22 protein-coding genes and 1 riboswitch are annotated in these 26,211 nt (G+C 69.9%); of the genes, 10 read left to right on the plus strand and 12 right to left on the minus strand.

Features of this window, described 5'->3' with window-relative positions; genetic code table 11:
- Positions 1 to 7 precede the first annotated feature (7 nt).
- Together ABT025_RS16305 and ABT025_RS16310 are read right to left on the minus strand one after the other, a co-directional pair.
- Positions 8 to 2,935 (minus strand): FG-GAP-like repeat-containing protein, encoded by a 2,928-nt coding sequence (locus ABT025_RS16305; RefSeq protein WP_350994403.1) that lies wholly within the window; start codon positions 2,933 to 2,935, stop codon positions 8 to 10.
- Entirely contained in the window at positions 2,935 to 5,505 is a 2,571-nt protein-coding gene (locus ABT025_RS16310) for a S8 family serine peptidase (protein ID WP_350994405.1), read from the minus strand. Before ABT025_RS16310 ends, ABT025_RS16305 begins: the two co-directional genes overlap by 1 nt.
- A gap of 211 nt (positions 5,506 to 5,716) precedes the next feature.
- Between ABT025_RS16310 and ABT025_RS16315 the strand changes: the two genes are divergently transcribed.
- Positions 5,717 to 6,295 (plus strand): carboxymuconolactone decarboxylase family protein, encoded by a 579-nt coding sequence (locus ABT025_RS16315; protein ID WP_350994407.1) that lies wholly within the window; start codon positions 5,717 to 5,719, stop codon positions 6,293 to 6,295.
- Complete coding sequence (locus ABT025_RS16320) at positions 6,292 to 7,158, plus strand: RNA polymerase sigma-70 factor (protein WP_350994409.1); 867 nt, start codon at positions 6,292 to 6,294, stop codon at positions 7,156 to 7,158. The genes ABT025_RS16315 and ABT025_RS16320 overlap by 4 nt, the downstream gene beginning before the upstream one ends.
- Before the next feature lie 208 nt (positions 7,159 to 7,366).
- On the opposite strand, the gene ABT025_RS16325 is transcribed toward ABT025_RS16320, so the two are convergent.
- The 3 genes from ABT025_RS16325 to ABT025_RS16335 form a co-directional block, all read right to left on the minus strand.
- Positions 7,367 to 9,355 (minus strand): glycosyl hydrolase family 28-related protein, encoded by a 1,989-nt coding sequence (locus tag ABT025_RS16325; RefSeq protein ID WP_350994411.1) that lies wholly within the window; start codon positions 9,353 to 9,355, stop codon positions 7,367 to 7,369.
- A 284-nt stretch (positions 9,356 to 9,639) separates the two neighbouring features.
- On the minus strand, positions 9,640 to 9,882 hold the full coding sequence (locus ABT025_RS16330) for a hypothetical protein (protein ID WP_350994413.1): 243 nt from the start codon (positions 9,880 to 9,882) through the stop codon (positions 9,640 to 9,642).
- Positions 9,872 to 10,114, minus strand: coding sequence for a hypothetical protein (locus ABT025_RS16335; RefSeq protein ID WP_350994415.1), 243 nt, complete (start codon positions 10,112 to 10,114; stop codon positions 9,872 to 9,874). Before ABT025_RS16335 ends, ABT025_RS16330 begins: the two co-directional genes overlap by 11 nt.
- Positions 10,115 to 10,227: 113 nt before the next feature.
- Here ABT025_RS16335 and ABT025_RS16340 point away from each other — a divergent pair, with 113 nt between their 5' ends.
- Together ABT025_RS16340 and ABT025_RS16345 are read left to right on the plus strand one after the other, a co-directional pair.
- On the plus strand, positions 10,228 to 11,070 hold the full coding sequence (locus ABT025_RS16340; RefSeq protein WP_350994417.1) for a helix-turn-helix domain-containing protein: 843 nt from the start codon (positions 10,228 to 10,230) through the stop codon (positions 11,068 to 11,070).
- Positions 11,051 to 11,317 carry a DUF397 domain-containing protein gene (locus tag ABT025_RS16345; RefSeq protein WP_350994419.1) on the plus strand — a complete coding sequence of 89 codons (267 nt, stop codon included), beginning with the start codon at positions 11,051 to 11,053 and terminating at the stop codon, positions 11,315 to 11,317. Before ABT025_RS16340 ends, ABT025_RS16345 begins: the two co-directional genes overlap by 20 nt.
- Positions 11,318 to 11,419: 102 nt before the next feature.
- On the opposite strand, the gene ABT025_RS16350 is transcribed toward ABT025_RS16345, so the two are convergent.
- Entirely contained in the window at positions 11,420 to 12,784 is a 1,365-nt protein-coding gene (locus ABT025_RS16350) for a hypothetical protein (protein WP_350994421.1), read from the minus strand.
- Between the two features lie 94 nt (positions 12,785 to 12,878).
- On the opposite strand from ABT025_RS16350, the gene ABT025_RS16355 reads away from it, so the two are divergent.
- The 3 genes from ABT025_RS16355 (at position 12,879) to ABT025_RS16365 (ending at position 15,063) form a co-directional block, all read left to right on the plus strand.
- Complete coding sequence (locus ABT025_RS16355) at positions 12,879 to 13,001, plus strand: DUF397 domain-containing protein (protein WP_350994423.1); 123 nt, start codon at positions 12,879 to 12,881, stop codon at positions 12,999 to 13,001.
- A gap of 219 nt (positions 13,002 to 13,220) precedes the next feature.
- The gene (locus ABT025_RS16360) at positions 13,221 to 13,667 is read left to right on the plus strand and encodes a hypothetical protein (protein ID WP_350994425.1); all 447 of its coding nucleotides are present in this window, start codon (positions 13,221 to 13,223) and stop codon (positions 13,665 to 13,667) included.
- 541 nt (positions 13,668 to 14,208) lie between these two features.
- The gene (locus ABT025_RS16365) at positions 14,209 to 15,063 is read left to right on the plus strand and encodes a hypothetical protein (RefSeq protein WP_350994427.1); all 855 of its coding nucleotides are present in this window, start codon (positions 14,209 to 14,211) and stop codon (positions 15,061 to 15,063) included.
- A gap of 756 nt (positions 15,064 to 15,819) precedes the next feature.
- Here ABT025_RS16365 and ABT025_RS16370 read toward each other — a convergent pair.
- A complete protein-coding gene (locus ABT025_RS16370; protein WP_350994429.1) occupies positions 15,820 to 16,410 on the minus strand; it encodes a TetR/AcrR family transcriptional regulator in 591 nt (196 codons plus the stop codon).
- Between the two features lie 197 nt (positions 16,411 to 16,607).
- On the opposite strand from ABT025_RS16370, the gene ABT025_RS16375 reads away from it, so the two are divergent.
- Positions 16,608 to 17,627 carry an aldo/keto reductase gene (locus ABT025_RS16375; protein WP_350994433.1) on the plus strand — a complete coding sequence of 340 codons (1,020 nt, stop codon included), beginning with the start codon at positions 16,608 to 16,610 and terminating at the stop codon, positions 17,625 to 17,627.
- 337 nt (positions 17,628 to 17,964) lie between these two features.
- Positions 17,965 to 18,693: a DUF4232 domain-containing protein gene (locus ABT025_RS16380; protein WP_350994435.1), complete on the plus strand. Its 729-nt coding sequence runs from the start codon at positions 17,965 to 17,967 to the stop codon at positions 18,691 to 18,693.
- 322 nt (positions 18,694 to 19,015) lie between these two features.
- Here the strand turns inward: ABT025_RS16380 and ABT025_RS16385 are convergent, their stop codons facing one another.
- A complete protein-coding gene (locus ABT025_RS16385) occupies positions 19,016 to 20,698 on the minus strand; it encodes a CocE/NonD family hydrolase (RefSeq protein ID WP_350994437.1) in 1,683 nt (560 codons plus the stop codon).
- A 107-nt stretch (positions 20,699 to 20,805) separates the two neighbouring features.
- Here ABT025_RS16385 and ABT025_RS16390 point away from each other — a divergent pair, with 107 nt between their 5' ends.
- The gene (locus ABT025_RS16390; protein ID WP_350994541.1) at positions 20,806 to 21,522 is read left to right on the plus strand and encodes a TetR/AcrR family transcriptional regulator; all 717 of its coding nucleotides are present in this window, start codon (positions 20,806 to 20,808) and stop codon (positions 21,520 to 21,522) included.
- 121 nt (positions 21,523 to 21,643) lie between these two features.
- Here the strand turns inward: ABT025_RS16390 and groL are convergent, their stop codons facing one another.
- The 4 genes from groL to thrC all read right to left on the minus strand — a co-directional run bounded on the left by groL (position 21,644) and on the right by thrC (position 25,925).
- Positions 21,644 to 23,269 carry a chaperonin GroEL gene (gene groL, locus ABT025_RS16395; RefSeq protein WP_219573636.1) on the minus strand — a complete coding sequence of 542 codons (1,626 nt, stop codon included), beginning with the start codon at positions 23,267 to 23,269 and terminating at the stop codon, positions 21,644 to 21,646.
- A gap of 370 nt (positions 23,270 to 23,639) precedes the next feature.
- Positions 23,640 to 23,846, minus strand: coding sequence for a cold-shock protein (locus ABT025_RS16400; protein ID WP_003967346.1), 207 nt, complete (start codon positions 23,844 to 23,846; stop codon positions 23,640 to 23,642).
- Between the two features lie 432 nt (positions 23,847 to 24,278).
- The gene (locus ABT025_RS16405; protein ID WP_148019364.1) at positions 24,279 to 24,557 is read right to left on the minus strand and encodes a MoaD/ThiS family protein; all 279 of its coding nucleotides are present in this window, start codon (positions 24,555 to 24,557) and stop codon (positions 24,279 to 24,281) included.
- A 75-nt stretch (positions 24,558 to 24,632) separates the two neighbouring features.
- Positions 24,633 to 25,925, minus strand: coding sequence for a threonine synthase (gene thrC / locus ABT025_RS16410; RefSeq protein ID WP_350994440.1), 1,293 nt, complete (start codon positions 25,923 to 25,925; stop codon positions 24,633 to 24,635).
- Between the two features lie 15 nt (positions 25,926 to 25,940).
- Positions 25,941 to 26,067, minus strand: a riboswitch (SAM riboswitch).
- Positions 26,068 to 26,211 lie beyond the last annotated feature (144 nt).

The following is a 26,211-nucleotide window of genomic DNA, read 5'->3' on the forward strand; positions in this document are numbered from 1 at the left end:
GAAAGGATCAGGCAGGGGCGATCGTCCCCACGATGGTCCGGCGCATCGCGGTGTACGGCGAGGAGAGGCCGCCGCCCTCAAGATCCGCAGTGCGGTCCGCGCCGTATTCGTCGAGGTTCAGCGACACGACCTCATCGGTCCCGTCGCCGTTCAGGTCGGCGACGAAGATCTCCTTGCCGCCCATGGCGGCGATGTCCGCCACGCTGTGCGGATAGTCCGTTCCGGCCGTGAGGATGGACGGGTCGTAGGTGCTCAGGCCGCCCACCTCGCCCGAGACGATGATCCGCTGCCCGCCGGGGCCCTTCGCGAACGCGGCCGTCTGCGAGTCCGCGATCGTGAAGACCCGCGAGTCCTGGCCGTCCGGCCCGAACGTGCGCAGGGCCACCCTGCTGACCAGGATCAGGCCCTCGGGCCCGGTCAGCCAGTTGCCGAGCCCCCAGGGGGCACCGTCCGTGGCCTCGTGCAGCAGCGCGCCGGTGCGGCCGTCGCGGATCTGCACGAGGGTGATCAGGTTGCCGTCGGCGTTCCTGGTGAACGAGGTGAACACGACCGCGTGCCCGTCGGCGTACGGAATGCCCGCCGAGGCGAACGTGCCCGCGTCCAGCGGGGCGCCGTAGAGCTTGCCGTCGGTGTCCTCGCCGGGCTTCGGGGTGAACGACCAGTCCAGGGCGCCGGTCCGGGCGTTCAGGGCGACACCGCCGACCTTGCTCTCGGCCATGGAGCCCGCACCGCTGAAGTTGGAGGCGTACTGGGTGTACACGTGCCCGTCGTTGACCGAGACGTCGGAGAACACGACGTCACCCACCTCGGCCGGGGCGCTGTACTCCCACAGCTTCCTGCCGTCGGCCTTGTAGGCGCGCACCTTGTCGGTGGCCACGAGGATCTCGGCCCGGCCGTCGCCGTTGACGTCGGCGGCGGTGGCCGCACGGACGAACTGTCCCTCGCCGTCGATCGTGGTGAGGACCTTGCCGGTACGGGAGTCCACCACCGCGGTCGCGGAGTCGGCGGCGACGATGATCTCGTCCCGCCCGTCCCCGTTGACGTCCGCCGTCACCAGGCCGTGGACCTGGCCGGGCACGGTGGCCGTCCACAGCGGCTTCGGCTTCCCGGAGACCGTCGAGGGGCCGTCGTACGCGAACACACCGTTCGACGTGCCACCGACGATCAGGTCCTGCTTCTTGTCGCCGTTGATGTCGGTGGACACCGCCGAGCTGACCGCGGAGCGCAGCGGGAGCAGGCTCTCCTGCCTGCCGCTGCCCAGGTTGTACGTGCGGATGTTCTCGTTGGTGTCGACCGTCCGCAGCCGCCAGCCGTTGTTCTTGCGGAACGGCTCCGCCCACATCTGCGAGGTGACCAGGCCGCGCTGCTCCCAGCGCACCGAGCCGTCCTTGCCCGACAGGACGGCCAGGCGGCCGTAGCGGCTCGCGCTGCGGTTGTCGGCGGTCTCGAATCCCGCGTCGTCCTTGTACGAGGCGACGACCTTGCCGTCGACCACCTTCAGGCCCCACGCCCCGCCGCCGTCGTGGCCGTTGGACGGATCGCGCTTGATGGTGCGCGACCACAGCTCGGTGCCGTCGTCGCCGTTCAGGGCGCGCACGGTGTTGGCGTTGATGAACAGGTTGGGGTCCAGGGTCGACTCGCTGACCGTGTACTCCGACCGGGAGCCGCCCTGGATGTCACCGATGACCAGGTCCAACGGCAGTGCGTTCTCCCGGCGGTCGACGGTCGTGCGGGTGCCGTCGGACAGCTTGTACGAGGCGATCTCGTAGACGACGCCCTCGTTCGGGTCGGACTGCTCCAGCGCGACGATGCTCTTGCGGGCCGCGTCGTAGTGCAGCTGGCGCGAGTAGAGGCGGTTGGTCTGCTCCCACTTGACGCTGCCGTCCGCGGTGTCGAACACCATGGTGTGGCCTGACGGGTCCGCGGTGGCGCTCAGCTTGCGCTGGTCCCACGAGGCGGCGATCAGGCCGTCGCCCAGCGGCTCCAGACTGCCCCAGCCGGCGCCGGTGAACACGCCGGTGTCGTACGACCAGGTCGTGGCGGGCGTGAGCGCGCCGTCGGCGTACGAGAAGCGGATGCCGCTCAGCGTCGTCTTCGAGTCGGCCGGTGCGTTGAGGTTGAACGTCGGCGAGTCGGCGACGACCAGGGTCTTGCCGACCAGCTTGATGTTGTACGCGCCGGTGTAGAGCTTGCTCCACAGCGTCTTTCCGCTCGCACCGTCCAGGATCGTCACGAACGTGCCCGTGGGCAGCGTGGAGCCGGGGGCGGCGAACGGGCGGTACGGGTAGGCGCCGACGTCCGCGGTGAAGACCACGTCGTCCACGCCGTCGCCGGTCAGGTCGCCGGTGGTGTAGCCGTTGTCGGAGGCCGGGGTGAACGGGCTGACGGCGTTGTAGCCCATGACGATGCGGGCCGGATAGGGCTCGGTCTGCCACGGCCGGATGTTGGTGATCTTCCAGTCGGTGTACAGCGAGGCGTTGTCCCGCCGCCACACCTCCTTGCCGTCGGCGGTGCGGCGCTGGACCGGGCCGAGTGCGTTCAGGGCAAAGTAGTCGCCCTTCGAGCCCGCCACCGGGGCGGTCGCGACCATGCCGGTCTCGCCCTCGACGGACGACTTCTGGGTGATCTTCCAGGAGCCGCCCGCGTCGGTGGTGGCACCGTCGAGCGACGAGCCGCTGCCGGTGGTGGGTGCCGTATCCGCGTCCTCGCGCACCTCCGCGCCCTGCGGGTCGTACGCGGCCTGGCCCTCGGCGTCGCCGTACGGGTCGAGCCGGGCGCGGGCGGAGAGGTCGGCGGTCTGGCTGTCCGTGAGGGTCAGCAGACCGTTGCCGTCCTCGGCGTCGGCGGCGAGGACGGCCGGAGCGGCGCTCAGCACCAGTCCGGCGGCCACCAGGGCGGAGGCGAGGCGGAGGCCTCTTCGGTTGATGTTCCTCATCACGCGGCCTTCGGGGAGAAGCGGATCGCGGAGGCGTCCGTCAGGACGGACTCGTTGAAGGAGTACTGGAGGGCGTCCGTACCGGCCTGGTTCTCGATGCCGACGGTCGCCGAGGAGCCCTTCTGCGCGGCCTTGGTGCCGATCCCCTTGTACTGGAGGGTGATCGCACCGGTCGCCTCGTCGAAGACGGCCTCGAAGCTGAGGCGCACCGAGGTGTCGGAGACGAGGGCGGCGTTGTCCCACACGATGGCGAAGGTGCGGTGGCCGGCCGTGCCCGTGGTGGTGGTCCGGACGCTGGACTTCTTGTCGATCGTCAGGTCGTCCCAGAACGCGGCGACGGCGCCGTTGGGCTGCGCGGCGGCGGGCAGCGCGGTGTTCTCGTAGTCGCCGAGCCGCGGCGACAGGAAGTTCACCAGACCGTTGGTGGTGATGTTGGCGCCTGTGTACGTGACTCCGTAGTACGTCACGGGGAACGGCAGGGCGACGGCCTTGGCGTTCTCGTCACCGCTCAGGGCGACGTTCGTCTTCCCGGCGACCCAGCTGTACGCGGCGGGCGCGCAGGAGTACGTACCGGCGGCGTCGGTGCGCGGGGGCAGCGAGGTCTTGACGGCCTCGTCACCGTCGACGGTGACGGAACCGGTCCAGTTGCCGTTGCACAGCACCGGGGCGGCGGGGTTCACGGCGAGGCGGAAGGAGCCCTCGGCCACGGACGGGAAGGCGTACGTGCCGTCGGCGCCGGTGGTGACCGCGTCCAGCGGGGCGTCGGCGAACTTCACCGTGGCGCCCTTGAGCGGCTTGCCGGTGACGTCCAGGACCGTGCCGGAGACGGCGTGGTGGGCGACCGCGTCGAGCGCGAGGTCCAGGGTCCCGGTCTCGCCGACGGCGACGGTCACCGAGTCGGTGCGGGACGCGAAGCCGTAGCCGGTGGTGGTGACCGCGTACGTACCGGCGGGCAGGTGCAGCCGGAAGGTGCCGTCGGCGCCGGTGGTGACCGAGCGCTTGGTGTCGGCGTTCTGCGCGGTCACGGTGGCGGTCGCGGCCTTGCCGGTTGCCCGGTCGGTCGCGGTGCCCGTGAGGGTGCCCGCGGTGTGCGGGGCGGCGTCGACGGAGGCGAGGATGTCCAGCTTTCCGCTGCCCCACACGTTGTTCATCGCCGCGGTGCCGCCGCAGTGGGTGTCGTCGACGTCGGCGGAACCCTGGTCGAGCAGCGCGCGGGTCTCGTCGATCTTCCCGATGAGCGAGGGGGCCGCGGACCACAGCAGGGCGACGGCGCCCGCGACGTGCGGGGTCGCCATCGACGTACCGGAGATCGAGTTGTAGCTGTTGCCCGGCCAGGTGGAGCGCACGTCGACGCCCGGCGCGGAGATGTTCGGCTTCATCGAGCCGTCGAAGACGGACGGGCCGAAGCCGGAGAAGTCGGCGATCTTCCCGTTGACGTCATAGGCGCCCACCCCGTAGGAGTCGGCCTGCGAGCCCGGCGCGTGGCCGGTCGAGCAGGTCGCGCCGTCGCCGTCGTTGCCCGAGGCGAAGGCCTCGAAGATCCCGGCGGCGTTCCACGCCTTCACGATGTCCTGGTAGAAGTTCGTGTCACCGCCGCCCCAGGAGTTGTTGACGATGTCGGGCGCAAGTTCGGGCTTCGGGTTCTGCCCGTTGTGGTCGGTCGGGGCGAGGATCCACTGGCCGGCCGCGAGCAGCGAGGAGTCCGAGCACTCCCTGGCCTCGCAGCCCTTGGCTGCTATCCACTTGGCGCCGGGGGCGACGCCCACGCCGTCCTGGCCGGCCATCGTGCCCATGGTGTGGGTGCCGTGGCCGTTGTTGTCGCAGGGGGCCCCGGTGGTGCACTGGCCGGTCGGGTCGAACCAGTTGTAGTCGTGGCTGAACGAGCCGTCGCCCAGGTTGCCCCGGTAGTTCCCCACCAGCGCCGGGTGGTCGTACTGCACACCCGAGTCGACGTTGGCGATGACGATCCCGTCACCGCGGTCGTCGTACTGGTCCCAGACCTGGTCCGCCCCGATGTCCTTGACGCCCCACTCCGGGGTGGCGTCGGTGGCGCCCGAGTCCGCGTCGGTCTCCGTGCCCGGTGTCGTGGACGACTCCAGCTCGTCGAGCGCGTAGTGCTGCTCCTTGACGATGCTCGCGACATCGGACCGCTCGGCGAGCTCGTTGACGAGCTTCTGGTCGCCCGTCACCTTGACGGCGTTGGCGATCCAGAACGACTCGTGGCCGATCTTCTTCCTGTCGAGGAAGGACGCCAGGGACTTCTGCGAGGTGCCGGCCTCGGCCCGCAGCGCGGAGAAGGCCGACTTCGCCCTGTCCTTGTGCGCGCGCTTGCCCTGGGCTGCGGTGAGGTCGGCCCGCTGCTTCATGACGACGAAGAAGGTCGACTCCTCGCCCTTGCCGACGGCGGCACGGAGAGCGGAGTCGACCTTGGCGGCCGGGGCGGGGGTCGCGGTGGATCCGGAACCGGTGGCTGCGATCGCGGACGGCGCCGCACCGAGCACGGACAGAGCCGTGAACGCGGTCGCCGCCCATGCGACGCCGCGGCGCCGGGGGCTTCTGGATGGGTACATGAAGGGGAGCTCCTACCGGGAGAGGTGCGCTGCAACCCGGACGGACCTCCGGAGACCGGGGGTGGCACCGCAAGCACGGCCAGGTTGGTGCGAGAACCTACGAGGAGCCCGTTACTGAGGAATTACTGGCCGCCTCGTCACGGGTGGATGTCACATGCGAGGGCCGGGCGGTGTCTTCATGCCACAGAGGCAGACTTCCGAGGAGAACACCATGGCGCTTCGTATTTCCAAGGCCGAGCTCCCCACCGAGCTCAAGGACAACATGATCAAGCAGCTCGGGGTCGTGCCCGAGAACGTCGAGGTGCTGTGGCACAGCCCCGCCGTCGCCCAGGACAACCTGGAGTTCGGCGGCAAGGTGGGCGCGTGGGACACGGCCGACGCGAGCCTGAAGTCGTTCGCGCACATGGCCGTCGCGGCGCAGGTCGGCTGCAGCTGGTGCCTCGACATCGGGTACTTCCAGGCGCAGAACGAGAACCTGGACCTGGCCAAGGCGAGCCAGGTGCCGCGCTGGCGGGAGTCGGACGTCTTCGAGCCACTGGAGCGGGACGTGCTGGAGTACGCCGAGGCCTTGACGAACACTCCGCTGACCGTCACCGACGAGCTGTACGCGGGTCTGCTCGCCCGGCTCGGCCCTGCGGCGATGATCGAACTCACCGCGTTCATCGCGTACGTCAATCTCGCGACCAGGGCCAACGTGGCGAACGGGGTCGAGTCGCAGGGCTTCTCCGCCTCGTGCGAGATTCCGCTGGCCGGGCGCCCGGAGAAGTCCGGCGTAGCGTCGGCGTCATGACCATGGACCCGTTCGTCGTGCATCGCAACCTGCTGTTCACGGTCGCCTACGAGATGCTCGGCTCCGCGGCCGACGCGGAGGACGTGCTGCAGGAGTCCTGGCTGCGGTGGGCCGCCGTCGACCGGGCGCAGGTGAACGACCCGCGGGCGTACCTCGTCCGGATCGTCACCCGGCAAGCGCTGAACCGGCTGCGCACGTTGTCGCGCAGCCGAGTGGACTACGTGGGCGAGTGGCTGCCCGAACCGCTGCTGACCAGCCCGGATGTCGCCGAGGACGTCGAACTCGCGGAGAGCGTCTCGATGGCGCTGCTGACCGTGCTGGAGACGCTCGGGCCGACCGAGCGGGCGGTGTTCGTGCTCCGCGAGGTCTTCGACATGCCGTACGGCGAGATCGCCGAGGCCGTCGGGAAGTCCTCGGCCGCGGTACGCCAGACCGCGCGGCGGGCCCGCGAGCACGTGGCGGCCCGGCGGCCGCGGGTGCAGGTGAGCCGTTCCGAGCAACAGGCCGTGGTGGAGCAGTTTCTGGCCGCACTGCGCACCGGGCAGGTGCGGGAGCTGATGGAGATCATGGCACCGGATGTGGTGCTGGTCGCCGACGGTGGCGGGATTGCGGCCGCCGCGCTTGCTCCGCTCCACGGCGCCGAACTGGTGGCTGCGGTGCTCGGGCGCGCGAACCAGGTGAAGGGGGCGGTCGAGACGACGCCCGTGTGGCTGAACGGCGCGCCTGCCGGCCTGATCGAGGTCGACGGCGAGCCGGCCGCGGTGAGCCTTGTGGTGGAGGACGGGCTGATCACCCGGGTCTATCTGGTGAGGAACCCTCGGAAGCTGACGCGACTGGACGAACCGGCCGGACTCGCGAGGTAGCCCGAAGCGCGTCCACCCGGCACACGGCACCCGGCATCGAGTAGATGCCGGGTGCCGCCGGCCTGCCGGCCTGCGCCGGTCTCCTGGTCTGCGCCGGTCTCCTGGTCGGCCGGTCGGCTGGTCGGCTGGTCGGCTGGTCCGCGCCAGCCTGCGCCGGTCCGCCGGTCCGCCGGTCCGCCGGTCTGCGCTTGAGCGCCCTACACGCGCGTCACCACGCACCCGGTGCGGGCGGCGGGACGACGTCGGGCCGGTCGTTGCAGGTGATGGTGTTCGGCAGCAGCCAGGGGGCGAGCCAGTCGCCGTCGTTGCCGCCCAGGTCCGTCAGGGAGAACTCCGAACCGGTCGCCGGGAAGTTGAACGAGCCGCAGTTGTTGACGCCGACCGCGCCCACGTTCCGCGCGTCCACGTTCTCGAAGGTGGCGCCGCCCGCCGCCCGGGCGCTCAGCACGGAGGTGCCGGTGCCGTCGACCTTGATGTCCTTGAAGTGGACGCCCTTGATGACGTATTGGTCCTTCACCGCCCAGTCGGACACCAGCATGATCGCGTTGTAGGTGCTGTCGAGGAAGTTGTTGCCGGTGACCTGGATGTCGGCGCCGTCGATGCTCCGGTCCAGGGCGAAGATCCACAGGGCGCCGAGGCCGATGTTCCAGTTCAGTTCGTACGTACCGGAGCGGACCGTCGTGTTGCCCGTGAGGTTCAGCCTCCCGGCGAACGGCTCGGCGCCGAAGCGGGAGCCGACGTGCAGGGCGCTGCCCTCGCGGACCGGGTCGGCGACGAGATTGTCGGAGACGGTGTTGTCGGTGCCGCCGTAGATCGCGATGCCGTTGGCGAGGACCGGGGTCTGGACGGTGTTGTGGTCGAAGGTGTTGCGGGCGTTCGCCGTCTTCTCGGACCACATCGCGAGGCCGTCGTCGCCGGAGTTGCGTACGAAGGTGTGCGAGACGCGGGAATCGGTCACACCGGTGTGGAAGTTGATGGCGTCGGCGATCTGGTCGACGATGATGTTGTCGCTGATCCGCAGGTTCTTCAGCGGCCCGTCGAACCACATGCCGACCTTGGTGTGGCTGATGTGCAGCCCCTCGATCGTCGAGTCGCTGAGCGCGCCGCCGATGCCGTTGACCTGGTCGGTGTCGATGCGGCTCCGTACGTCGCCCTCGATGGCGAAGCCGGAGAGGTGGACGTTGCGGCTGCCGCCGTCCGCCGCGTCCTTGCCGTAGAAGCCGACGCCGGTGTGGACGGAGCCGTCGGCGGCGGGCTTGTCGAGCGCGACCTCGCGGCCCTTGATCCTCGTGTACCAGTTGCCCGCGCCGACGATCGTGACGTCGTCGACGACGATGTGCCGGTCGACGCGGTACGTGCCCGGCGGGATGTACACCTTGAGGTGGGTGCGCCTGGCGAAGGCGATGGCCTTGTCGATCGCGTCCGCCGCGTCCCGCCGGCCGGTCGGATCGGCTCCGAACGCGAGGACGTTGGCGGCGAGCGGCTCGAAGTGCGGAAGGCCCACGAGTTCCGAGTCCAGCAGATCGACGGTCGTCGGCACGGCCCGGCTGCCCGCCGGAACGGTGAGCCGTACGGTGTCACCGGCCCGGTAGGTCCGGCCGAGCAGGAGCCGCTGCTCGTCGTAGAAGTGGCTGGCCCGGAACGGCTTCTCGATGGCCGGGGCCGGGGTCGTGGCGGCGGGCACGCAGGAGCACTCGGTGATCCACCAGTCGGGGTGGAGCAGCCCGGCGCCCGGGTCGTTCGAGAACGGGTACTGGTTGTACAACCATGAGTACTGCGAGGTCAGCGTCATCGTGGAGCGCTTCTTGCCGTTCACCGCGACATCGAGCGGCGCCGTGATCCCGCCGCCGCCCGGGGCGTCCGGGATGCTGTAGCGCACGGTGATCGCGTTGGCGGACGCCGGCAGCGTGAACTCGACGTGCCGGCCCGGTGCGAGCGTGACGGCCTTACGGCCGGACGCCTCGGCGGGGAGCGTGTAGGCGGTGCGGTCCGGGCCGATGACCGTGCCGTTGGTGACCGCGTTCTCGGCCTCCTGTTCGGCGAACGCCACCTTCGCGCCCCGGCCCGCGACCAGCGCGGGATCGAGGGCGGCCCGGGTGACGACGGGCGCCGGTGCGGCGGCAGCCGGTGCGGCGACGGGGCGGGCGCCCGCAGGCGTACCTGCCGACACCCCGAGGCCGACGGCGGCTGCGGTCATCGAGGCAACCGCGGCCGCGTACAGCCCCGTTCGGCGCGGTCTTCGCACCCTCGCTCCGACACCGGTGATCTTCCGTGACATCGCAGGCCCGTTTCTCTGAGGAGGGGTGAACGACCGGGACGTCCGGGTGGGGCGGCCGCCGGGAAGGTGAGGCGACAGTAGGACCCGCACGTCCCACCCCACAAGACTCACGCAAGGAGATTTTCGAGAGCTTGCCGATTAACTGCGTACTCTCATCTTCTTTTTGCGTTCCCCGACCACCTCGTTACGGAAGCCCGCACCCCTCACCGGGGCAGCTGCCCCTCGCGGTTGACCTCCGTCACCCGCGCCCGGAGCACGAGCCCCGGCGGCGCGGGCCTGACGCTGTCGGGCGGGCAGTCCCACTCCGCGCCACCACCCGGCGGACGCAGTTGCACATACGGGCCGACCCGCCCCATCACGCGGCCCACACGCCCGTTCCGCGCATCGACCGCGAACGACCCGGGCTCCGGCGTGCACGCCTCCAGCCCACCGGCGTCAGCCGTCATGACCTGCCGCCTTGCCTTCCAGCACCTGCACCAGCCGCAACGCCGTATCGAGGTTGCAGCGGCCCAGATCGAGGAGCGCGACCGGCCCGTCGCCCGCGAACGAGAGCGGATCGACCCGCAACGAGGGCAGCACGACCCCGACCCCCGCGAACCCTCCCCGCAACCGCACCACCAGCTCCTCCGCCTCCCGCACCCTGCCCGCTGCCGCCCTGCGCCGTTCCGTAGTCGTCATGATCCATTCCTTCCACTCTGAGTAGTCCCGATGCATACCCAGCGTGGCCAATCTCTCGTTAGCCTGGAAGAGGCGCAGTTCCAACAACCGCACGTGTGCCACAGGGAGTTGTCATGCCAGGTCCCAGGAAGCTCGATCCCTCCTCCTCTCCGCGCGCCCTTCTCGGCGCCGAACTCCGCCACCGAAGAGAGGAAGCGGGCCTCTCCCAGAGCGAGCTCGGCGCCCCGCTCTTCGTCAGCGGCTCGTTCATCGGACAGCTGGAGTCCGGGGTGCGGCGGATGCAGATGGACCAGGCGGAGAAGTTCGACGAGGTGCTGGGCGCGGACGGGTTCTTCGTACGGAATTGCGCGGCGCTGAAGACGTCCAAATACCCGGAACACTTCGCGGAGGCGGCCGAGGCGGAAGCCCGCGCGGAGGCGATCCGGGAGTACGCGCCTCAGCTCATCCCGGGGCTGTTGCAGACGGAGGCGTATGCGCGGGCGGTGTTCCGGGCGTACCGGCCGACGGCGATGGAGAGCGTCATCGACGAGCTGGTGACGACCCGGCTGGAGCGCGCCCAGATCCTCGCCGATCCAACATCGCCCATGTTGTGGGTGGTGTTGGACGAGGCGGTGTTACGGCGGGCGGTGGGTGGGCCCGCCACCATGGCGGCGACACTTCGCCATATTGCCGGGCTGATCCAACAGCATCGCGTCATCGCGCAGGTACTGCCCTTCTCTACTGGCGCCCATATGGCGCTCGAAGGCTCACTCAAGCTGATGGCCTTCCCCGACGCACCACCGCTCGCCTATCTACAGGGCCTGGGAACTGGACAGTTGCAGGACGATCCGGCTGCGATCCGTCAGTACGAACTGACCTACGATCTGGTGGTGGCCAGCGCGATCTCACCGGCAGCGTCCCTGGCCCTGATCGAGTCGGTGGCGGAGGATTACGACCATGAAGCTCAGCGATTCTGACTACGACCTGTCCACGGCGACCTGGCACAAGTCCTCGTACAGCGGCGGCAGCGGTGGGGACTGCCTGGAGGTCGCCACGTGGCGCAAGTCCACCTACAGCGGAGGAGACGGCGGCGACTGCCTCGAAGTCCTCGACGGCGTCCCCGAGATCGTCCCCGTCCGCGACTCCAAAGTGACCGACGGCCCGGCGCTGATGTTCCGCGCAACGGCCTGGTCGACATTCGTGGCCGACCTGAAGAGGCCCTGAGCAGAGCACCTTGCCCAGCGGAACACGTACGGCCCGCCGGACGGATGCTCGGCGGGCCGTGTCGTGTCGTGTCGTGTCGTGTCGTGTCGGGATGGTTCGGCGTCAGCTCCGGGCCGCGCGGCGGCGGACCAGCAGGACCGTGCCCGCACCGGCGGCAACGATCGCGGCAGCCGCGCCCGCCAGCGGCAGAGTCGAACCGGAGCCAGTGTTCGCCATGCTGCCGCCCGTGGTGGTCGAGGAGCCCGAGGTACCCGAGGAGCCGGTGGTGGCGGATCCGGTCGTCGCGGAGCCGACGGTGGAGGAACCGCCCGTGGAACCGGAGCCGCCGGTGGACGCGCTGCCGGAACCAGCCGTGGAACCGGAACCACCCGTGGAACCGGAGCCGCCGGTCGACGACGTCGAACCGCCACCGCCCGTCGAGCTGCCGCCCGTGGAACCGGAGCCGCCGGTCGAGTCACTGCCGGGGACGAGCAGAAGCGTGGCGCTGTCGTTCTTCTTGTTCTTGTCGAAGGGGCGCGCCTTGTTTTCGAGGGACACCGAAACCTTGGCCCCGGGAACCGCCTTGTCGATGCGCAGCGTGAGGGAGAAGGTGTCCTTGGCGCCCGCCCTCAGGGAGGCGTGGGTGTACGGGACGCAGTTGTAGCTACCGGCGTTGACCTTCTTGCACCGGTTGTCCGCCTTCGTCACTGTCGTTCCGGTGGGCACCTTGAGCAGAAACTGAGTCAGCGAGGTTTCACTGTCGTAGTGGTTCACCCAGGCCGGCCCCGCGTTGGAGAAGGTTGCCTCCATCGTGACCGACTTACCCACGCGCTCCGTCTCCCGTACCGCCATCTGGAGGTCGGCCGTGTTCACCGCATCCACCAGCAGTTCGGAAGAGTCCCACTGCGAGTCACCGTTCCGGGACGGGTGATCGCCGTCGCCCACCGGAGTGGTCGAGGGCAGCTCGATCAACTTCGCCGCAGGTCCGGTCCCGGGCCAGGTGTCGAAGAAACCGTCCGGAGACGGGTCGTAGGTGCTGACGATCACCGAGACCATCTCGTTCAGCGCATGATCGAGGACGTCCAGCGACAGAGTCTTCTCGGGCGCGTAGATTCCACCGGCCTTCACGGTCTGGTCGAACTCGCAGACCACGTTACGGGCATCGATTTCGCGGCCGGTCCCTCGGAGAATGCAGTTGGAGGGCAGTTTTCCCCGGACGGCCAGCCCGTCGCTGAAGCTGTAGCTCAGGAAGATCTTGTCGAGTGCCTCGGCGCCCTTGTTCGCGATGGTGCCGGGCACCTCGACGACGCTGCCGGGCTTCACTCCGTCGAGGGGCGCCAGTGTCCCCAACAGCAGGCCCCCGGGCGCGATGCCACCTTCCGCGGAAGCGGGTGCCGCAGCCGCGCCCATGGCGATCAGGGCGATGGCTCCGACCGCGGCGGCGGTTCTGCGCAACGGGCGGAGGCGGTCGGCAGCAGTTCCGAGCATGAGTGATCCCTTGCAGTGAAGCGATGGAGACGTACGGACGAACAACGGGGGAACGACAGTTCCGACACATCAGACGCACCATGGCATCGGACGGTTGTACGACAACAACGCCGAAGGAGGCCCGCCCCTCCGCGACTCCAAGGTGACCGACGGCCCCGCGCTGATGTTCCGCGCGGCGGCCTGGTCGACATTCGTGGCCGACCTGAAGAGGTCCTGAGCAGAGCACCTTGTACAGCGGAACACGTACGGCCCGCCGGGCGCATGATCGGCGGGCCGTTTCGCGCCGGGAAGGTGCGGCATCAGCGCCGGAGGCGGTTCAGGCGGTTCGGGCGGCTCTCCAACTGACGGCGGCGGATCGTTCACCCCCTGCTGGCTATACTCCACCGCTATTGGGCTGGCCGACAGCGCCTCCCCGGCACGATAGCGAGGTACCGCCATGCGCCGCGCCCTCCTCACGCTGATCCTGGCGGCATCCCTGACCGGATGTTCGTCACTCGGCGACGACAAACCGTGCACCACGATCGGCGCGGACTCGCAGGTCTCCGCCGTGTGGCAGCCCGCCGACTTCGGCGGCCGGGACGAGGCACGAATCCGGCTGTGCGTGGACGACGCCTGCGAGGAGCGGACATCGGGCAGTCCCGACGACCCGTTCGGCTCGCTGTCGGTCCGGCTCCCCGACGATGTCGGTGCGTCCACCGTGCCGGTACGGCTCACCGTGACCTCCGCGAAGAGCGGTGACACGGTGGTCGAGGACAGCACCCGGGCCACGCTGAAGGAACAGCACCCCAACGGCGCGTCCTGCCCGCCCACCGCGTGGACGGCGACATTCCGTGCCCACCCCGACAAGGGCCTCACCTCACCCGCGGGCATGAAGCTCCAGTAAGTCAGTGAGCCCGTGAGCGCCCCGGAGGCGCTTCGCGTCGTCTCCCCACCGCCTCGTCGGCTGGTCCGTCAGGAACATGGGGAGTGAAGTGGGCGCGACGGATGCTCCCGGGGCGGCCACGCGGGCATGGATGCGCGCCCATTTCACTCTCAACTCCGGTTTGTGCGGGGGACGCGGGGGACTTGGGGCGGAGCCCGTACGCGGCGTACCCGCGATCGTCTACGCCGAGCAGGACCGGACCGGCACGGATCACACCTCGGGGCTCAAGCGTCGAGATCCGAGCGCTCTTTCAGCGGAATGGGTGGAGGGATTGATTCCCACCCACCCTCCCTGCCTGGCGGGTTGACTTTTCGCGACCGACTTGCGACGGAGGGTAGCGACGCTCTAGCGTCAGCCAGGACACGACGGCCCCCGCCGGTGCGGAAACACCGAGCAGGGGCCTGACCACGACGATCGAAACGGACCCGATCTCATGGCTGCCAGCCAGCTTAGTGGTGCCCCTTTCTCCGCACCCGGCCCCGCGCCCACGCACGACCACCCGATGGCGAATCCCGGATACGGCAAGCGTTCCGCCCCGGACCAACGCCCGCACACGGGCCACGACTTCGCCCATCTCCTCCCCCGTGACGCCGCAGTCGCCGCGTACATCGACGGGCTGTGCGAGGGCGCCGACATCTCCGTGAAGACGCTCGCCAAGCTGCTCCCGTACGGGCAGTGCGCGCTGCGGACCACGCTGAACCGGCTCCAGGAGGCCGGGCATCTGCGTCGGGGCAGCGAGTGCGTGGCGACCGAGGAGGCGCTGCTCTGGGTGACGCGTACGTTCTTCTCCCGTACCGCGCGCGACGACGAGTGGTGGGCGGCGTACACGCGGGGCGACGTACCGCAGGAAACCCAACGGCCCACCCGCTCCCGGTCGTACATCCTGCTTGCCGCACTCGGGGAGGCCGCGCCCACGCTGCCACTGTCCCACGCGCACTGCGTGGCGCTGGAGCCTCAGGTCACCGAATGGTTCGAGCGCGGCTCCACCGAGGCCGAGATCATGTGCGCACTGACCCAAGGACTGCCGGTACCGGTCTACAGCCCATTCCATTTCGTCCGCACGAGGCTGCTCGACAAGCTGCCGCCGGCACGCATCGCCCCCGTCCGCGAGGTCGTCCTGCGGACCCTGGAATGCCGCGAGTGCCGCGCCCCCGGCAGCCCCGAGGCGATGCGGGGCGGCATCTGCGGAGCGTGCCGGGGCAAGCCCGGCGACGCACCCAGGGGCCCGGCGGGCGCCGTGCCCGTGCAGGGCGTACGGGCCCGGATGGGCGCGGTACGTGCGGGGCTGGTGCCCCGGGAGGAGCGCCCCCAGCGGCGGCCCCTGTCATCGAAGCCCCCCACGGAGGACAAGGCATGACCATTCCCGAACCGGTGACGATCCGCGGGGACGGCGGGTTGGACGTACTGGTCGTCCCTTCCGCTTCCGTCACCGACCCCCGCCTGTCCGCCGCCGACGTCGGTGTCTACATGCGCTGTCAGTGGCTTTCGCTCATCTGCGGCCGGTACGGCGATCTCGACTGGCTGATCACCGAACTCGGCATGCCGGAGGCGGAGACCCGCGACTCCGTCCGGCGTCTCGTCAAGTTCGGCCACCTCCAACTGGCCAGTGCCGCCGAGGTCGCGTCGCGTGCTTCGCATGACATGCGCGACGGCATCCGCGCAGCCATCGAGAAGACGGCCGACGACCTCTTGCCGGCCGAACGTGCCGGGGTCGCCCGGTTCGCCGATCTCGTGGACCGGCACCACACACAGGTGGATGCGGTGTACGAAGCGGAACGGAAGCGCCGGCTGACCGGCTTCCAGCGCGGGCCTCCGCCCGCCGGAGCGTCGGAAGCGGCTGCACCGCCCGGGGAAACGCCATCCGCATTCCCTCTCGGCCGGGACCACGGGGCACCGGCATGTGCCGTCGCTCCGACACCGTCGCCCGAAGGGCGGGCGAGGCAGGCCCGGTGCGGGCGGCCGGTGGACATGAACAGGTCGGGCCGCACGTCCTCGCCGGTCCCGCGCACCACGGTCAGCGCGGTCAGCGCGGTCAGCGCGGTCAGCGCGGTCAGCGCGGTCAGCGCGGTCAGCGCGGTCAGCGCGGTCAGCGCGGTCAGCGCGGTCAGCGCGGTCAGCGCGGTTGGCGTAGCCCTGCGACCAGGAGGGCGACCAGTCGGCGCGCGTCGTAGCGGGGGTCGTTCTCGGCGCCGATGCAGAGGTTCCCGATGCCGCGCATGAGCTGGTACGCGTCGAGGCCGGAACGGATCTCGCCGGAGGCGGTGGCAGCGTCGAGGAGCTGGTCGCACACCGGCAGGAGGCGATCGACGAAGTAGGTGTGGAGTGCGCCGAAGTCGGCGTTGCCGTTCTGCAGTGCGGCGGCGAGGCCGTGCTTGGTGACCAGGAAGTCGACGAAGAGGTCGAGCCAGCGCTCCAGTGCCGCGTGAGGGGTGGGGGCGGACTCCAGCAGGGCCGGACCGGCCTCGGCACAGGCCTCCACCTGGTGCCGGTAGACGGCGATGACGAGATCCGCCCGCGTCGGGAAGTGGCGGTAGATCGTGGCCGTGCCGACGCCGGCCTCGGCCGCGATGTCGCGTACCGGCGCCTCCACGCCCGACGCGACGAAGACCGTGGCGGCCGCGTCGAGCAGCGCCTCCTTGTTACGCCGGGCATCCGCCCGCTTGGGTCGGGCCGCGTGCCCTGCGCCCGGGTCGCCGTCATTCACTGCGCCACTCCCTCCATTACCGCTCCTCCACCGCCCTTGCGGGCATCGCGAACCTCGCCGCCTTGATAAACGGGACAGCGTTCCGTATCGTCAAACGGGACAGGGTTCCGTTTGCTCATGATGTCAGAGCGCGGGCCCGGCAGCCAAGCCACGGCTGGGTTGCGACCACGCTTCACCCGCTATGGAGGAACACGATCATGCAATACCGCACCTTGGGCAGCACCGGCGTACAGGTCAGCTCCCTCGCGCTCGGGGCGATGAACTTCGGGAAGATGGGGCGCACCACCCAGGACGAGGTCACCGCTCTCGTCGATACCGCTCTCGAAAACGGCATCAACCTCATCGACACCGCAGACGTGTACAGCGGGGGCGAGTCGGAGGAGCTGGTCGGCAAGGCCATCGCGGGCCGCCGCGACGACATCGTGCTGGCCACGAAGGCGGGCCTGCCGATGGGCGACGAGCCCAACCACCGGGGCAGTTCGCGCCGTTGGCTGATCAACGAGCTGGACAACAGTCTGCGCCGCCTCGACGTCGACCACGTCGACCTCTTCCAGATCCACCGGTGGGACCCGAGCACCAGTGACGAGGAGACGCTGTCGGCGTTGACCGACCTGCAACGGGCGGGAAAGATCCGCTACTTCGGCTCATCGACGTTCCCCGCGTACCGCATCGCGCAGGCCCAGTCGGCCGCTCGTGAGTACCGCCTGGGCCGGTACGTCACCGAGCAGCCCAGCTACTCGATCCTGCAGCGCGGCGTCGAGAGCCACGTGCTGCCCGTGGCCGAGCAGTACCGGCTCGGTGTGCTGGTGTGGAGCCCGCTGGCTTCGGGCTGGCTGTCGGGCGCGATCCGCGAGGGGCAGGACGTCACCACCAACCGCTCCGCGTTCATGCCGCAACGCTTCGACACCGCCGTCCCCGCCAACCGGGCCAGGCTCGACGCCGTCGAGCAGCTGGCCGAGGTCGCCGACGGGGCGGGCCTGACCATGATCCAGCTCGCGCTCGGATTCGTCACCGCGCATCCCGCCGTGACCGGCGCACTCATCGGTCCCCGCACGCTGGACCACCTGCACACACAGCTCGCCGCCGCCGACACCGTGCTCTCCTCCGACGTGCTGGACGCGATCGACGCGATCGTCGCTCCGGGCACCGACCTGGCCCCGCACGAGAAGAACGACACCCCGCCCGCCCTGCTCGACCCGGCACTGCGGCGCCGCTGACCGCCGGAGCGCTCGGCCGTGGGTCGTGCCGGACGACCTGCGGGAGCGAGTCGAACCCGCTGCCCGGTGCCCAGCTTCCCGGACCTGCCCCCGCGGGCCCGGGAAACAGGGCACCGAGGCTTGTCCCGAAGCGTGAGAGCGATGTCCCCCGCATTGCGCGACAGCACCGGCGGCCGCGCTCGCTCCGGACATCGTCACGCCACGGTCGGCGGTTCATCCGAGGGCGGTAACAGATCCGGGTTCCGCGTGGCCCCGCCGCTCGGCCGCGGTCACACTCGCCTGTGACGCAGGTACACAGGCCGGCCCGGGGCCGGTCACGGGGGAAGAGAAGCGCACCATGAACTCAAGTACTTCCAGACCAGGTTCAGTACGTCAGGCATTGCGCGGCACCCTCCTGGGAGCGGGCGTGGTCGCGGCCCTGCTGGCGGCCACCGCCTGCCGGCCCTCCGGGAGTGACGACGAATCCGCCGCCCCGTCGAACTCCGCCTCGGCCGCGGGAAGTCCGTCGAAGAGCGCCGAGCCCTCGGGCGACTCCGGGACCGGCAGCAGCGGCGCCACGGACGACGCGGCCGGGGACAGTGGCGAGACCGGCGGCGGCAACGGCACCAGCCACCAGGACTGCAAGGCCACCGACCTCACGACCGCGGTCGAACTCCAGGACCCGTCCGGGGACACTCCCCGCCACTTCCTGCTGACGGTCACCAACGGCAGCACGTCGCCGTGTGTCCTCAACGACGCACCGCTGGTGCGGCTCGGAGCCGGTGACAGCGCCCCGACCGTCGATCCCCTCGAAGAGCCGGACACGGAGCCCGTCGTCGTCGAGGGAGGCGGCAAGGCATACGCCGGCCTCTACGTCTTCGGCAACGACGAGGGAGGCGAGGCGGAGTACGACCAGTCCGCCCGGTTCACCGCCACCCTGGTCGCCGGTGAGGGCACCGAACTCAGCGGCACTCTCGTCTTCGACCTGCCCGGCGGCCTCCACTCCGTCTCCTACGACGACGCGGCGCGGGTCAACGGCTGGGCCGGCACCGAGGGCCTGGCCATGCGCCCGATCAACCAGCTCTGACGGCTCCGCACGACGGCTCGGTGCGCGTCGGCAGCGAAAGCCCCACGCCACGTGCACCCGGGCCGGCAGCCCCATCGGCCGCCGGCCCACCGCCACGCCGAGCGATGCCGGCAGCCCTGGCCGGCCCGCCTCGTCGGGCAATGCTTACTTCCCTCACGGGGCCTGGTCCCGCCCCGTATGTCCCGGGTAGACAGGGAAGGTTCACTCCTCCGGGGACGGGGAGAGGCGGGCCACCCTGCCGCGCCAGGCGGTTCCCGAGGTGCTCACCGGCAAGACGCCGGCGAATCCGAAGGGCTGGATTCCGCCTCGCTCGGCCAAGGGATCACTCCTCGCCCTGCGGCAGCATGAGTACGGAATTCGCGTGAACGGTGACGCGCACGGGTGCGAACTCCAGCGCGTCCACCCTGGATTCGCCCGTACCGGGGTTCGGCGCGAAGCGCGGGTGCGCGCCCGCGCCGATCTGCCAGCGGATGCGGTGGCCCGCGGCGAAGCGGTACGCGGTGACGCTCATCGGGACCGTGACGTGTGCCGGGTCCTCACCCGACGTACGCAACTGGGCGAGCCCGTCGCAGACGTTGGTGGACCGGCCCGCCGCGTCCACGTCGCACAGCCGCGTGAAGACGTCCCCGAAGCCCGTGTCCGTGGATGTGCTGATCCTCGCGGAGACCGCGCCCAGGACCGTGACGGGTTCGGTCAGCACCGGGCCGGTGAACGTGAGTACGTCGTCGCGGGACTCCAGCGTGGCGTTGTCCCGGGGGCCCGCAGTGATGGACAGCAACGGACCGCCGAGGGAGGGGGCGGGGGCGGCGGGGTCGTGGCGGAAGGATGTCAGGGGGGTGGTGTCCGTGGGCGGCTGCCGGGTGAGGTGGCCGTCGGCGGTCGGGTACCACGCGGTGGTGGCGGGGGTGAGCGGCCACACGTCGAGGTCCTGCCAGGCCGCGTCCGCACCGCCCGTGTGGATGCGTACGGGGGTGGGGCGCAGCTCCGAGGGGTCGTCGCACAGGTGGGCGCGGAGCCAGGCCAGGCTCTCGGCGAACACCTCGGGCCAGCCCTTCTGCAGGGCGGAGGTGTGGGTCCAGGGGCCGACGAGCAGGGCGGCCTCGCCGCCTGCCGCGCGCAGCCGCGCGTACTGCCGGAAGGTCTGGTCGACGAGGGCGTCGTGCCAGCCGGTGACCAGGGCGGTGGGGATGCCCGGCCGCTCGGCCGCCTCACCCGCGGAAGCGCCCTGCCAGTAAGGGTCGTCCGCGTCCGGGTGCGTCATCACGTCGTCCAGCCAGGGCACTTCCTGCCCGAGTCCGGCCGTGTACGCGCCCCGGAGCGGGCGGGCGCCGACGATGTCCTTCAGGTGGCGCCGCAGGCGGAGCGTCGCCTTGATGAACGGCCGCACGCCGCGGTGCTGGTACGTCATGCCGGCGCCGACGAGGAGCGCGCTCTCCAGGTGGAGGACCCCGTCGGTGTGGAAGAGGGCGTACGGGTCGTGCAGGCCGACCTGGACCACCATGGCCTTCAGCTCCGGCGGCGGGTCCAGCGCGAGTGCCCACTGGACGTAGCCGAGATAGCTGGGTCCCACCGTGCCGAGTGTGCCGTTGAACCAGGGCTGTTCGCGCAGCCAGTCGACCGTGGCGAGGCCGTCGGCGGCCTCGTTGCGCCAGAGGTCGAAGGTGCCGCCCGAGCCGCCGGTGCCGCGGCAGCTCTGCAGGATCACGTGGAAGCCCTGCTCGGCGAAGAGCATGCCGTACTGGGGCGACCAGGGCACGCCCCGCCCGTAGGGCGAGCGCACGAGGAGGGTGGGGTGGTCACCCTCGTCACGGGGGAAGTAGTGGTCCGTGACCAGGGGGCTGCCGTCGGCGGCGGGGACCGTCAGCCCCGGCTCCCAGGCCGCCTTGTGCCGTGCGGCCGGAAGCCCGCGCCAGGTGGCCCGCATCATCCGGGCGGAGAGCGGGGGCTTCGCGGCCGACGGCGTCAGGGCGGGCCTCGGCAGGGCGTCGTGCGTGCGTGATGTCATCGTTCGCCTCCATCGCTCATGCCTTCTCGTACTGTGTACGAGAATAGTGGATGCTTGGATGAGTGACAGACAAGAGCCGCAGCAGTGAGGAAGGGAACAGCAGAATCGTGACCCGTGCCGAAGGGGCCGGCGCCACCGGCGTCGACCCCCGAGAACTCTGGCTGACCCCGGACCGGCCCCGCCGGGGGCGCAGGCCCGCCTTCAGCCGCGAGGCGATCACGGTGGCGGCCGTCGCCCTCGCCGACACCGAGGGAATCGACGCGGTCACCATGCGACGGGTCGCCGCGGAGGTGGGCGCGGGCGTCATGTCGCTCTACAGCTACGCCCCCGACAAGGAGACGCTGCTGGACCTGATGATCGACCACGTCAACGGCGAACTTCCGGCGTCCGGTCCGCTCACCGGCGACTGGCGGGCCGACCTCAAGGCCATCGGGCACCTCCAGCGCGACCACATGCTCAGCCACCCCTGGCTGGCCACCGCCGTGCCCGCCCGCCGCACCCTCGGCCCCCGCACCCTCGCCTTCCTGGAACACTCCCTGGCCGCCCTGCGGCCCAGCGGTCTCGACGGCGGCGCCCGGCTGGAGGTCTTCGCCCAGCTCACCGCGTTCGTGGCCGGGCACGTGGCCCACGAGGTGGCGCAGGCCGAGGCCGCCCTGTCGCCGGACCGGGCCGCGGCCGAGGCGCTCTACCTCGCCGCCGTCGCCACGGACGGCCACCACCCGGAACTCGCCGAGGCCCTCGCCTCGGCGGGGCGCCCGGTCACCCCCGACGCCACGTTCGCCCGCTTCCTGAACCGGCTGGTCGACGGCCTCGACGCGGGCTGACCGTACGGACCGCGCACCCGCGTGGACAACGCCCGCACACACGACGACACCGGCCCCCGGGGACGAATCCCCGGGGGCCGGTGTCGTGTACAGCTGTGCAGGAGCTACCGATCCGTCAGGATCAGAAGTCCATGTCACCGCCCGGCATGCCGCCCGGAGCGCCGCCGGCAGCGGCCTTCTCCGGCTTGTCGGCGATGACGGCCTCGGTGGTGAGGAAGAGCGCGGCGATGGACGCGGCGTTCTGCAGGGCGGAGCGCGTGACCTTCGCCGGGTCGAGAATGCCCTCGGCGATCATGTCGACGTACTCGCCGGTCGCGGCGTTGAGGCCGTGACCGATCGGCAGGTTGCGCACCTTCTCGACGACGACGCCACCCTCGAGACCACCGTTGACGGCGATCTGCTTGAGCGGAGCCTCCAGCGCCAGCTTGACGGCGTTGGCGCCGGTCGCCTCGTCACCCGTGAGCTCGAGCTTCTCGAAGACGGCCGAGGCCTGGAGCAGAGCCACGCCACCACCGGCGACGATGCCCTCCTCGACGGCGGCCTTGGCGTTGCGCACCGCGTCCTCGATGCGGTGCTTGCGCTCCTTGAGCTCGACCTCGGTCGCGGCACCGGCCTTGATGACGGCCACGCCGCCGGCCAGCTTCGCGAGGCGCTCCTGGAGCTTCTCGCGGTCGTAGTCCGAGTCGGAGTTCTCGATCTCGGCACGGATCTGGTTGACGCGGCCCTGAACCTGGTCGCTGTCACCGGCGCCGTCGACGATCGTCGTCTCGTCCTTGGTGATGACGACCTTGCGGGCGCGGCCGAGCAGGTCGAGACCGGCGTTCTCCAGCTTGAGGCCGACCTCCTCGGAGATGACGGTGCCACCGGTGAGGATGGCGATGTCGCCGAGCATGGCCTTGCGGCGGTCACCGAAGCCCGGGGCCTTGACGGCGACGGACTTGAAGGTGCCACGGATCTTGTTGACGACCAGGGTCGACAGGGCCTCGCCCTCGACGTCCTCGGCGATGATCAGCAGCGGCTTGCCGGACTGCATGACCTTCTCCAGCAGCGGAAGGAGGTCCTTCACGTTGCTGATCTTCGAGTTCACGATCAGGATGTACGGGTCGTCCAGGGACGACTCCATGCGCTCCATGTCCGTGGCGAAGTACGCCGAGATGTAGCCCTTGTCGAAGCGCATACCCTCGGTGAGCTCGAGCTCCAGACCGAAGGTCTGGGACTCCTCGACGGTGATGACGCCTTCCTTGCCGACCTTGTCCATGGCCTCGGCGATGAGCTCGCCGATCTGGGTGTCAGCGGCGGAGATGGAGGCGGTCGAAGCGATCTGCTCCTTGGTCTCCACGTCCTTGGCCTGCTCCAGGAGGGCGGCGGAGACGGCCTCGACGGCCTTCTCGATGCCCCGCTTGAGCGCCATCGGGTTGGCACCTGCGGCCACGTTGCGAAGGCCTTCGCGGACGAGCGCCTGAGCGAGAACGGTGGCGGTGGTCGTACCGTCGCCGGCGACGTCGTCCGTCTTCTTGGCGACCTCCTTGACCAGCTCCGCACCGATCTTCTCGTACGGGTCCTCCAGCTCGATCTCCTTGGCGATGGAAACACCATCGTTGGTGATCGTGGGGGCGCCCCACTTCTTCTCAAGGACGACGTTGCGGCCCTTGGGGCCGAGGGTGACCTTGACGGCGTCGGCGAGCTGGTTCATGCCGCGCTCAAGACCGCGCCGGGCCTCCTCGTCGAAGGCGATGATCTTGGCCATATGAAGTGGTCCTCCCGGACAGGGGTGGATTTCTCCGGACCGAGAGGCGCCCGCGACGGACGGCCTGCCTGTCTGCCGGTTCCTTGCCCCGACAGACCTGCGGGCCTCACCGGCCCGGTCCAAGTTTCTGTCACTCTCACCCAGAGAGTGCTAAGCCAATAATTAGCACTCGACCCCCGAGAGTGCAAGCGTCCCCCTCCGGAGTGTGGACAGTCGCAAAGGGGCCCGCGGGAGCCTCCCGGGACGGCGCGGAAGCGCCCCGGGGTGCCGCGGAAGCGCCCCGGGACGCACGGAGGGCCCGTACCCCAGGGGTACGGGCCCTCCGTGCGTGAGTAGTGTCGTTGGCCGACTGCGTGGTGACAGGCCGGGCTCAGCCGACGGCGAGCTTGACCATGTCCGCCTGCGGCCCCTTCTGGCCCTGCGAGATCTCGAATTCAACTCGCTGACCCTCTTCGAGGGTGCGGTACCCGTCCATCTGGATCGCGCTGTAGTGGACGAAAACATCCGCACCACCGTCGACCGCGATGAAGCCGTACCCCTTCTCCGCGTTGAACCACTTGACGGTGCCCTGAGCCATGCCTAACTCCCCTATTACTGGCCCTTGCACGGGACCGCACTTCGCGGGCCCGGGTCAGAACTCACCCTCCGACAGGAGAGGGTGTGTGCGCCGGAACGCGTCGACCGCGGCCGAATGTATCTGCCCAACTGCCCTCTGCAACAGGTCAATCGGACGAGAATTCTGCGCAGCACCGATCGCCCGAATGTGGGGGATTCATGAGATTCCAGGGCAAGTCAGGCCAGGCAAAGGCGACTTATGGCGCAAGGGGCTCAGGTACTTTGGCTGCATCTTGTCGTGGCCAGGCGCATTCTCATATGCGGGCGGCACGGGCAGCGGAGGGGACTTCCCTCACTCTACCGCGCTCAACCATGCAGAATTGCCCCCTCCGCTTCTCTCGCAGAGGGGGCAATTCCGGTGACGCGGTGAAGTCGGGCCGCGAGGCCCGGGGGCTCAGCAGCCGCCGGCGACGGCCGGGATGATCGAGATACCGGCACCGTCCGGGGTGACCGCGTCCAGGCCGCCCTCGAAGCGCACGTCGTCGTCGTTGACGTACACGTTCACGAAGCGGCGCAGCTTGCCCTGGTCGTCCAGGACGCGGGCGGCGATGCCCGGGTGGTCCTTCTCCAGGGACTCGATGACCTGGGAGAGGGTCGCGCCCTCGGCCGGGACCTCGGCCTGGCCGCCCGTGTAGGTGCGGAGGATGGTGGGGATACGGACCTTGACGCTCATGGTGGGTGCCCTTCCTGAGTCTCGAGTGGTCGGAAGCCGGTGCCCGGCCCGCCGGGGGGCCTGGGCGCCGGGTTCTCAGCTGGTGGCGAGCCCGGCGGCGCGGAAGGCTTCCAGACTCGGGCGGATCGTGGCGCTCGCCTGCGAGGTGGCGGCCACCGCGTCCAACGTCTTGAGGCCGTCACCGGTGTTCAGGATGACAGTGGTGAGCGCCGGGTCCAGCAGACCGGCCTCGATCAGCTTCTGCGTCACACCGACCGTCACCCCGCCGGCCGTCTCGGCGAAGATGCCCTCGGTGCGGGCCAGCAGCTTGATCGCGTCGACGACCTGCTCGTCGTTGACGTCCTCGACGGCGCCACCGGTGCGGCGGGCGATGTCCAGGACGTACGGGCCGTCGGCCGGGTTGCCGATCGCCAGGGACTTGGCGATCGTGTTCGGCTTCTGCGGCCGCACCACGTCGTGACCGGCCTTGAAGGCGGCGGAGACCGGGGAGCAGCCCTCGGCCTGGGCACCGAAGATCTTGTACGGCTTGTCCTCGACCAGGCCGAGCCTGATCAGCTCCTGGAGGCCCTTGTCGATCTTCGTGAGCTGTGAGCCGGACGCGATCGGGATGACGATCTGGTCGGGCAGCTGCCAGCCGAGCTGCTCGCAGATCTCGTAGGCGAGGGTCTTGGATCCCTCGCCGTAGTACGGGCGCAGGTTGACGTTGACGAAGCCCCAGCCCTCGCCGAGCGGGTCGCCGATGAGCTCGGAGCAGAAGCGGTTGACGTCGTCGTAGTTGCCCTCGATGCCGACCAGTTCACCGCCGTACACCGCGGCCATGACGACCTTGCCCTGCTCCAGGTCGTGCGGGATGAACACGCACGAGCGCAGACCGGCGCGGGCGGCGGCGGCGCCCACGGCGCCGGCGAGGTTGCCGGTGGAGGAGCAGGAGAGGGTGGTGAACCCGAAGGCGCGGGCGGCCTCGACGGCGATCGCGACGACGCGGTCCTTGAAGGAGTGCGTCGGGTTGCCGGAGTCGTCCTTGACGTACAGACCGCCGGTGACGCCCAGCTCACGGGCGAGGTTGTCGGCCTTGACCAGCTTGGTGAAGCCGGGGTTGATGTTGGGCTTGTCCGCGACATCGGCGGGGACCGGCAGCAGCGGCGCGTAGCGCCAGATGTTGTTCGGTCCGGCCTCGATGCGCTTCTTCAGCTCGTCCGGGGAGCCGCTCGGCAGGTCGTACGCCACTTCGAGCGGCCCGAAACAGGACGCGCAGGCGAAAAGGGGGCCGAGTGCGAATCGCTCTCCGCATTCGCGGCAGGAAAGCGCCGCGGCGGGACCGAGGTCCACGGAGGATTCAGTGTTTGCTTCAACAGTCTCAACAGCCACGATGGCGAGGTCCTTTCCTCATCTTCCTCGCGACGCATTTCGTCACGAGACGGAATTGGCACCTTCCCCACCTGACCTCGCGGTCGGCGGGAGGGTTGCCGGGACTTCAACGGGCCGTTCCCTCAGTCCCTCTGGATGAGCGCTGTGGCACTGGACCATGGATCCAGGCGTTTATCGGCGGACGGACCCCGGCATGCGACGGCCATCTGCGTTGTTCAAGACTGTAACCGAAGCACCGGACTGTTGAGATAGTCGTCCGAACCGCGAGATGGATCACATACAGGGA

Source organism: Streptomyces sp. NPDC002809 (assembly GCF_040295435.1).
Taxonomy (GTDB): domain Bacteria; phylum Actinomycetota; class Actinomycetes; order Streptomycetales; family Streptomycetaceae; genus Streptomyces.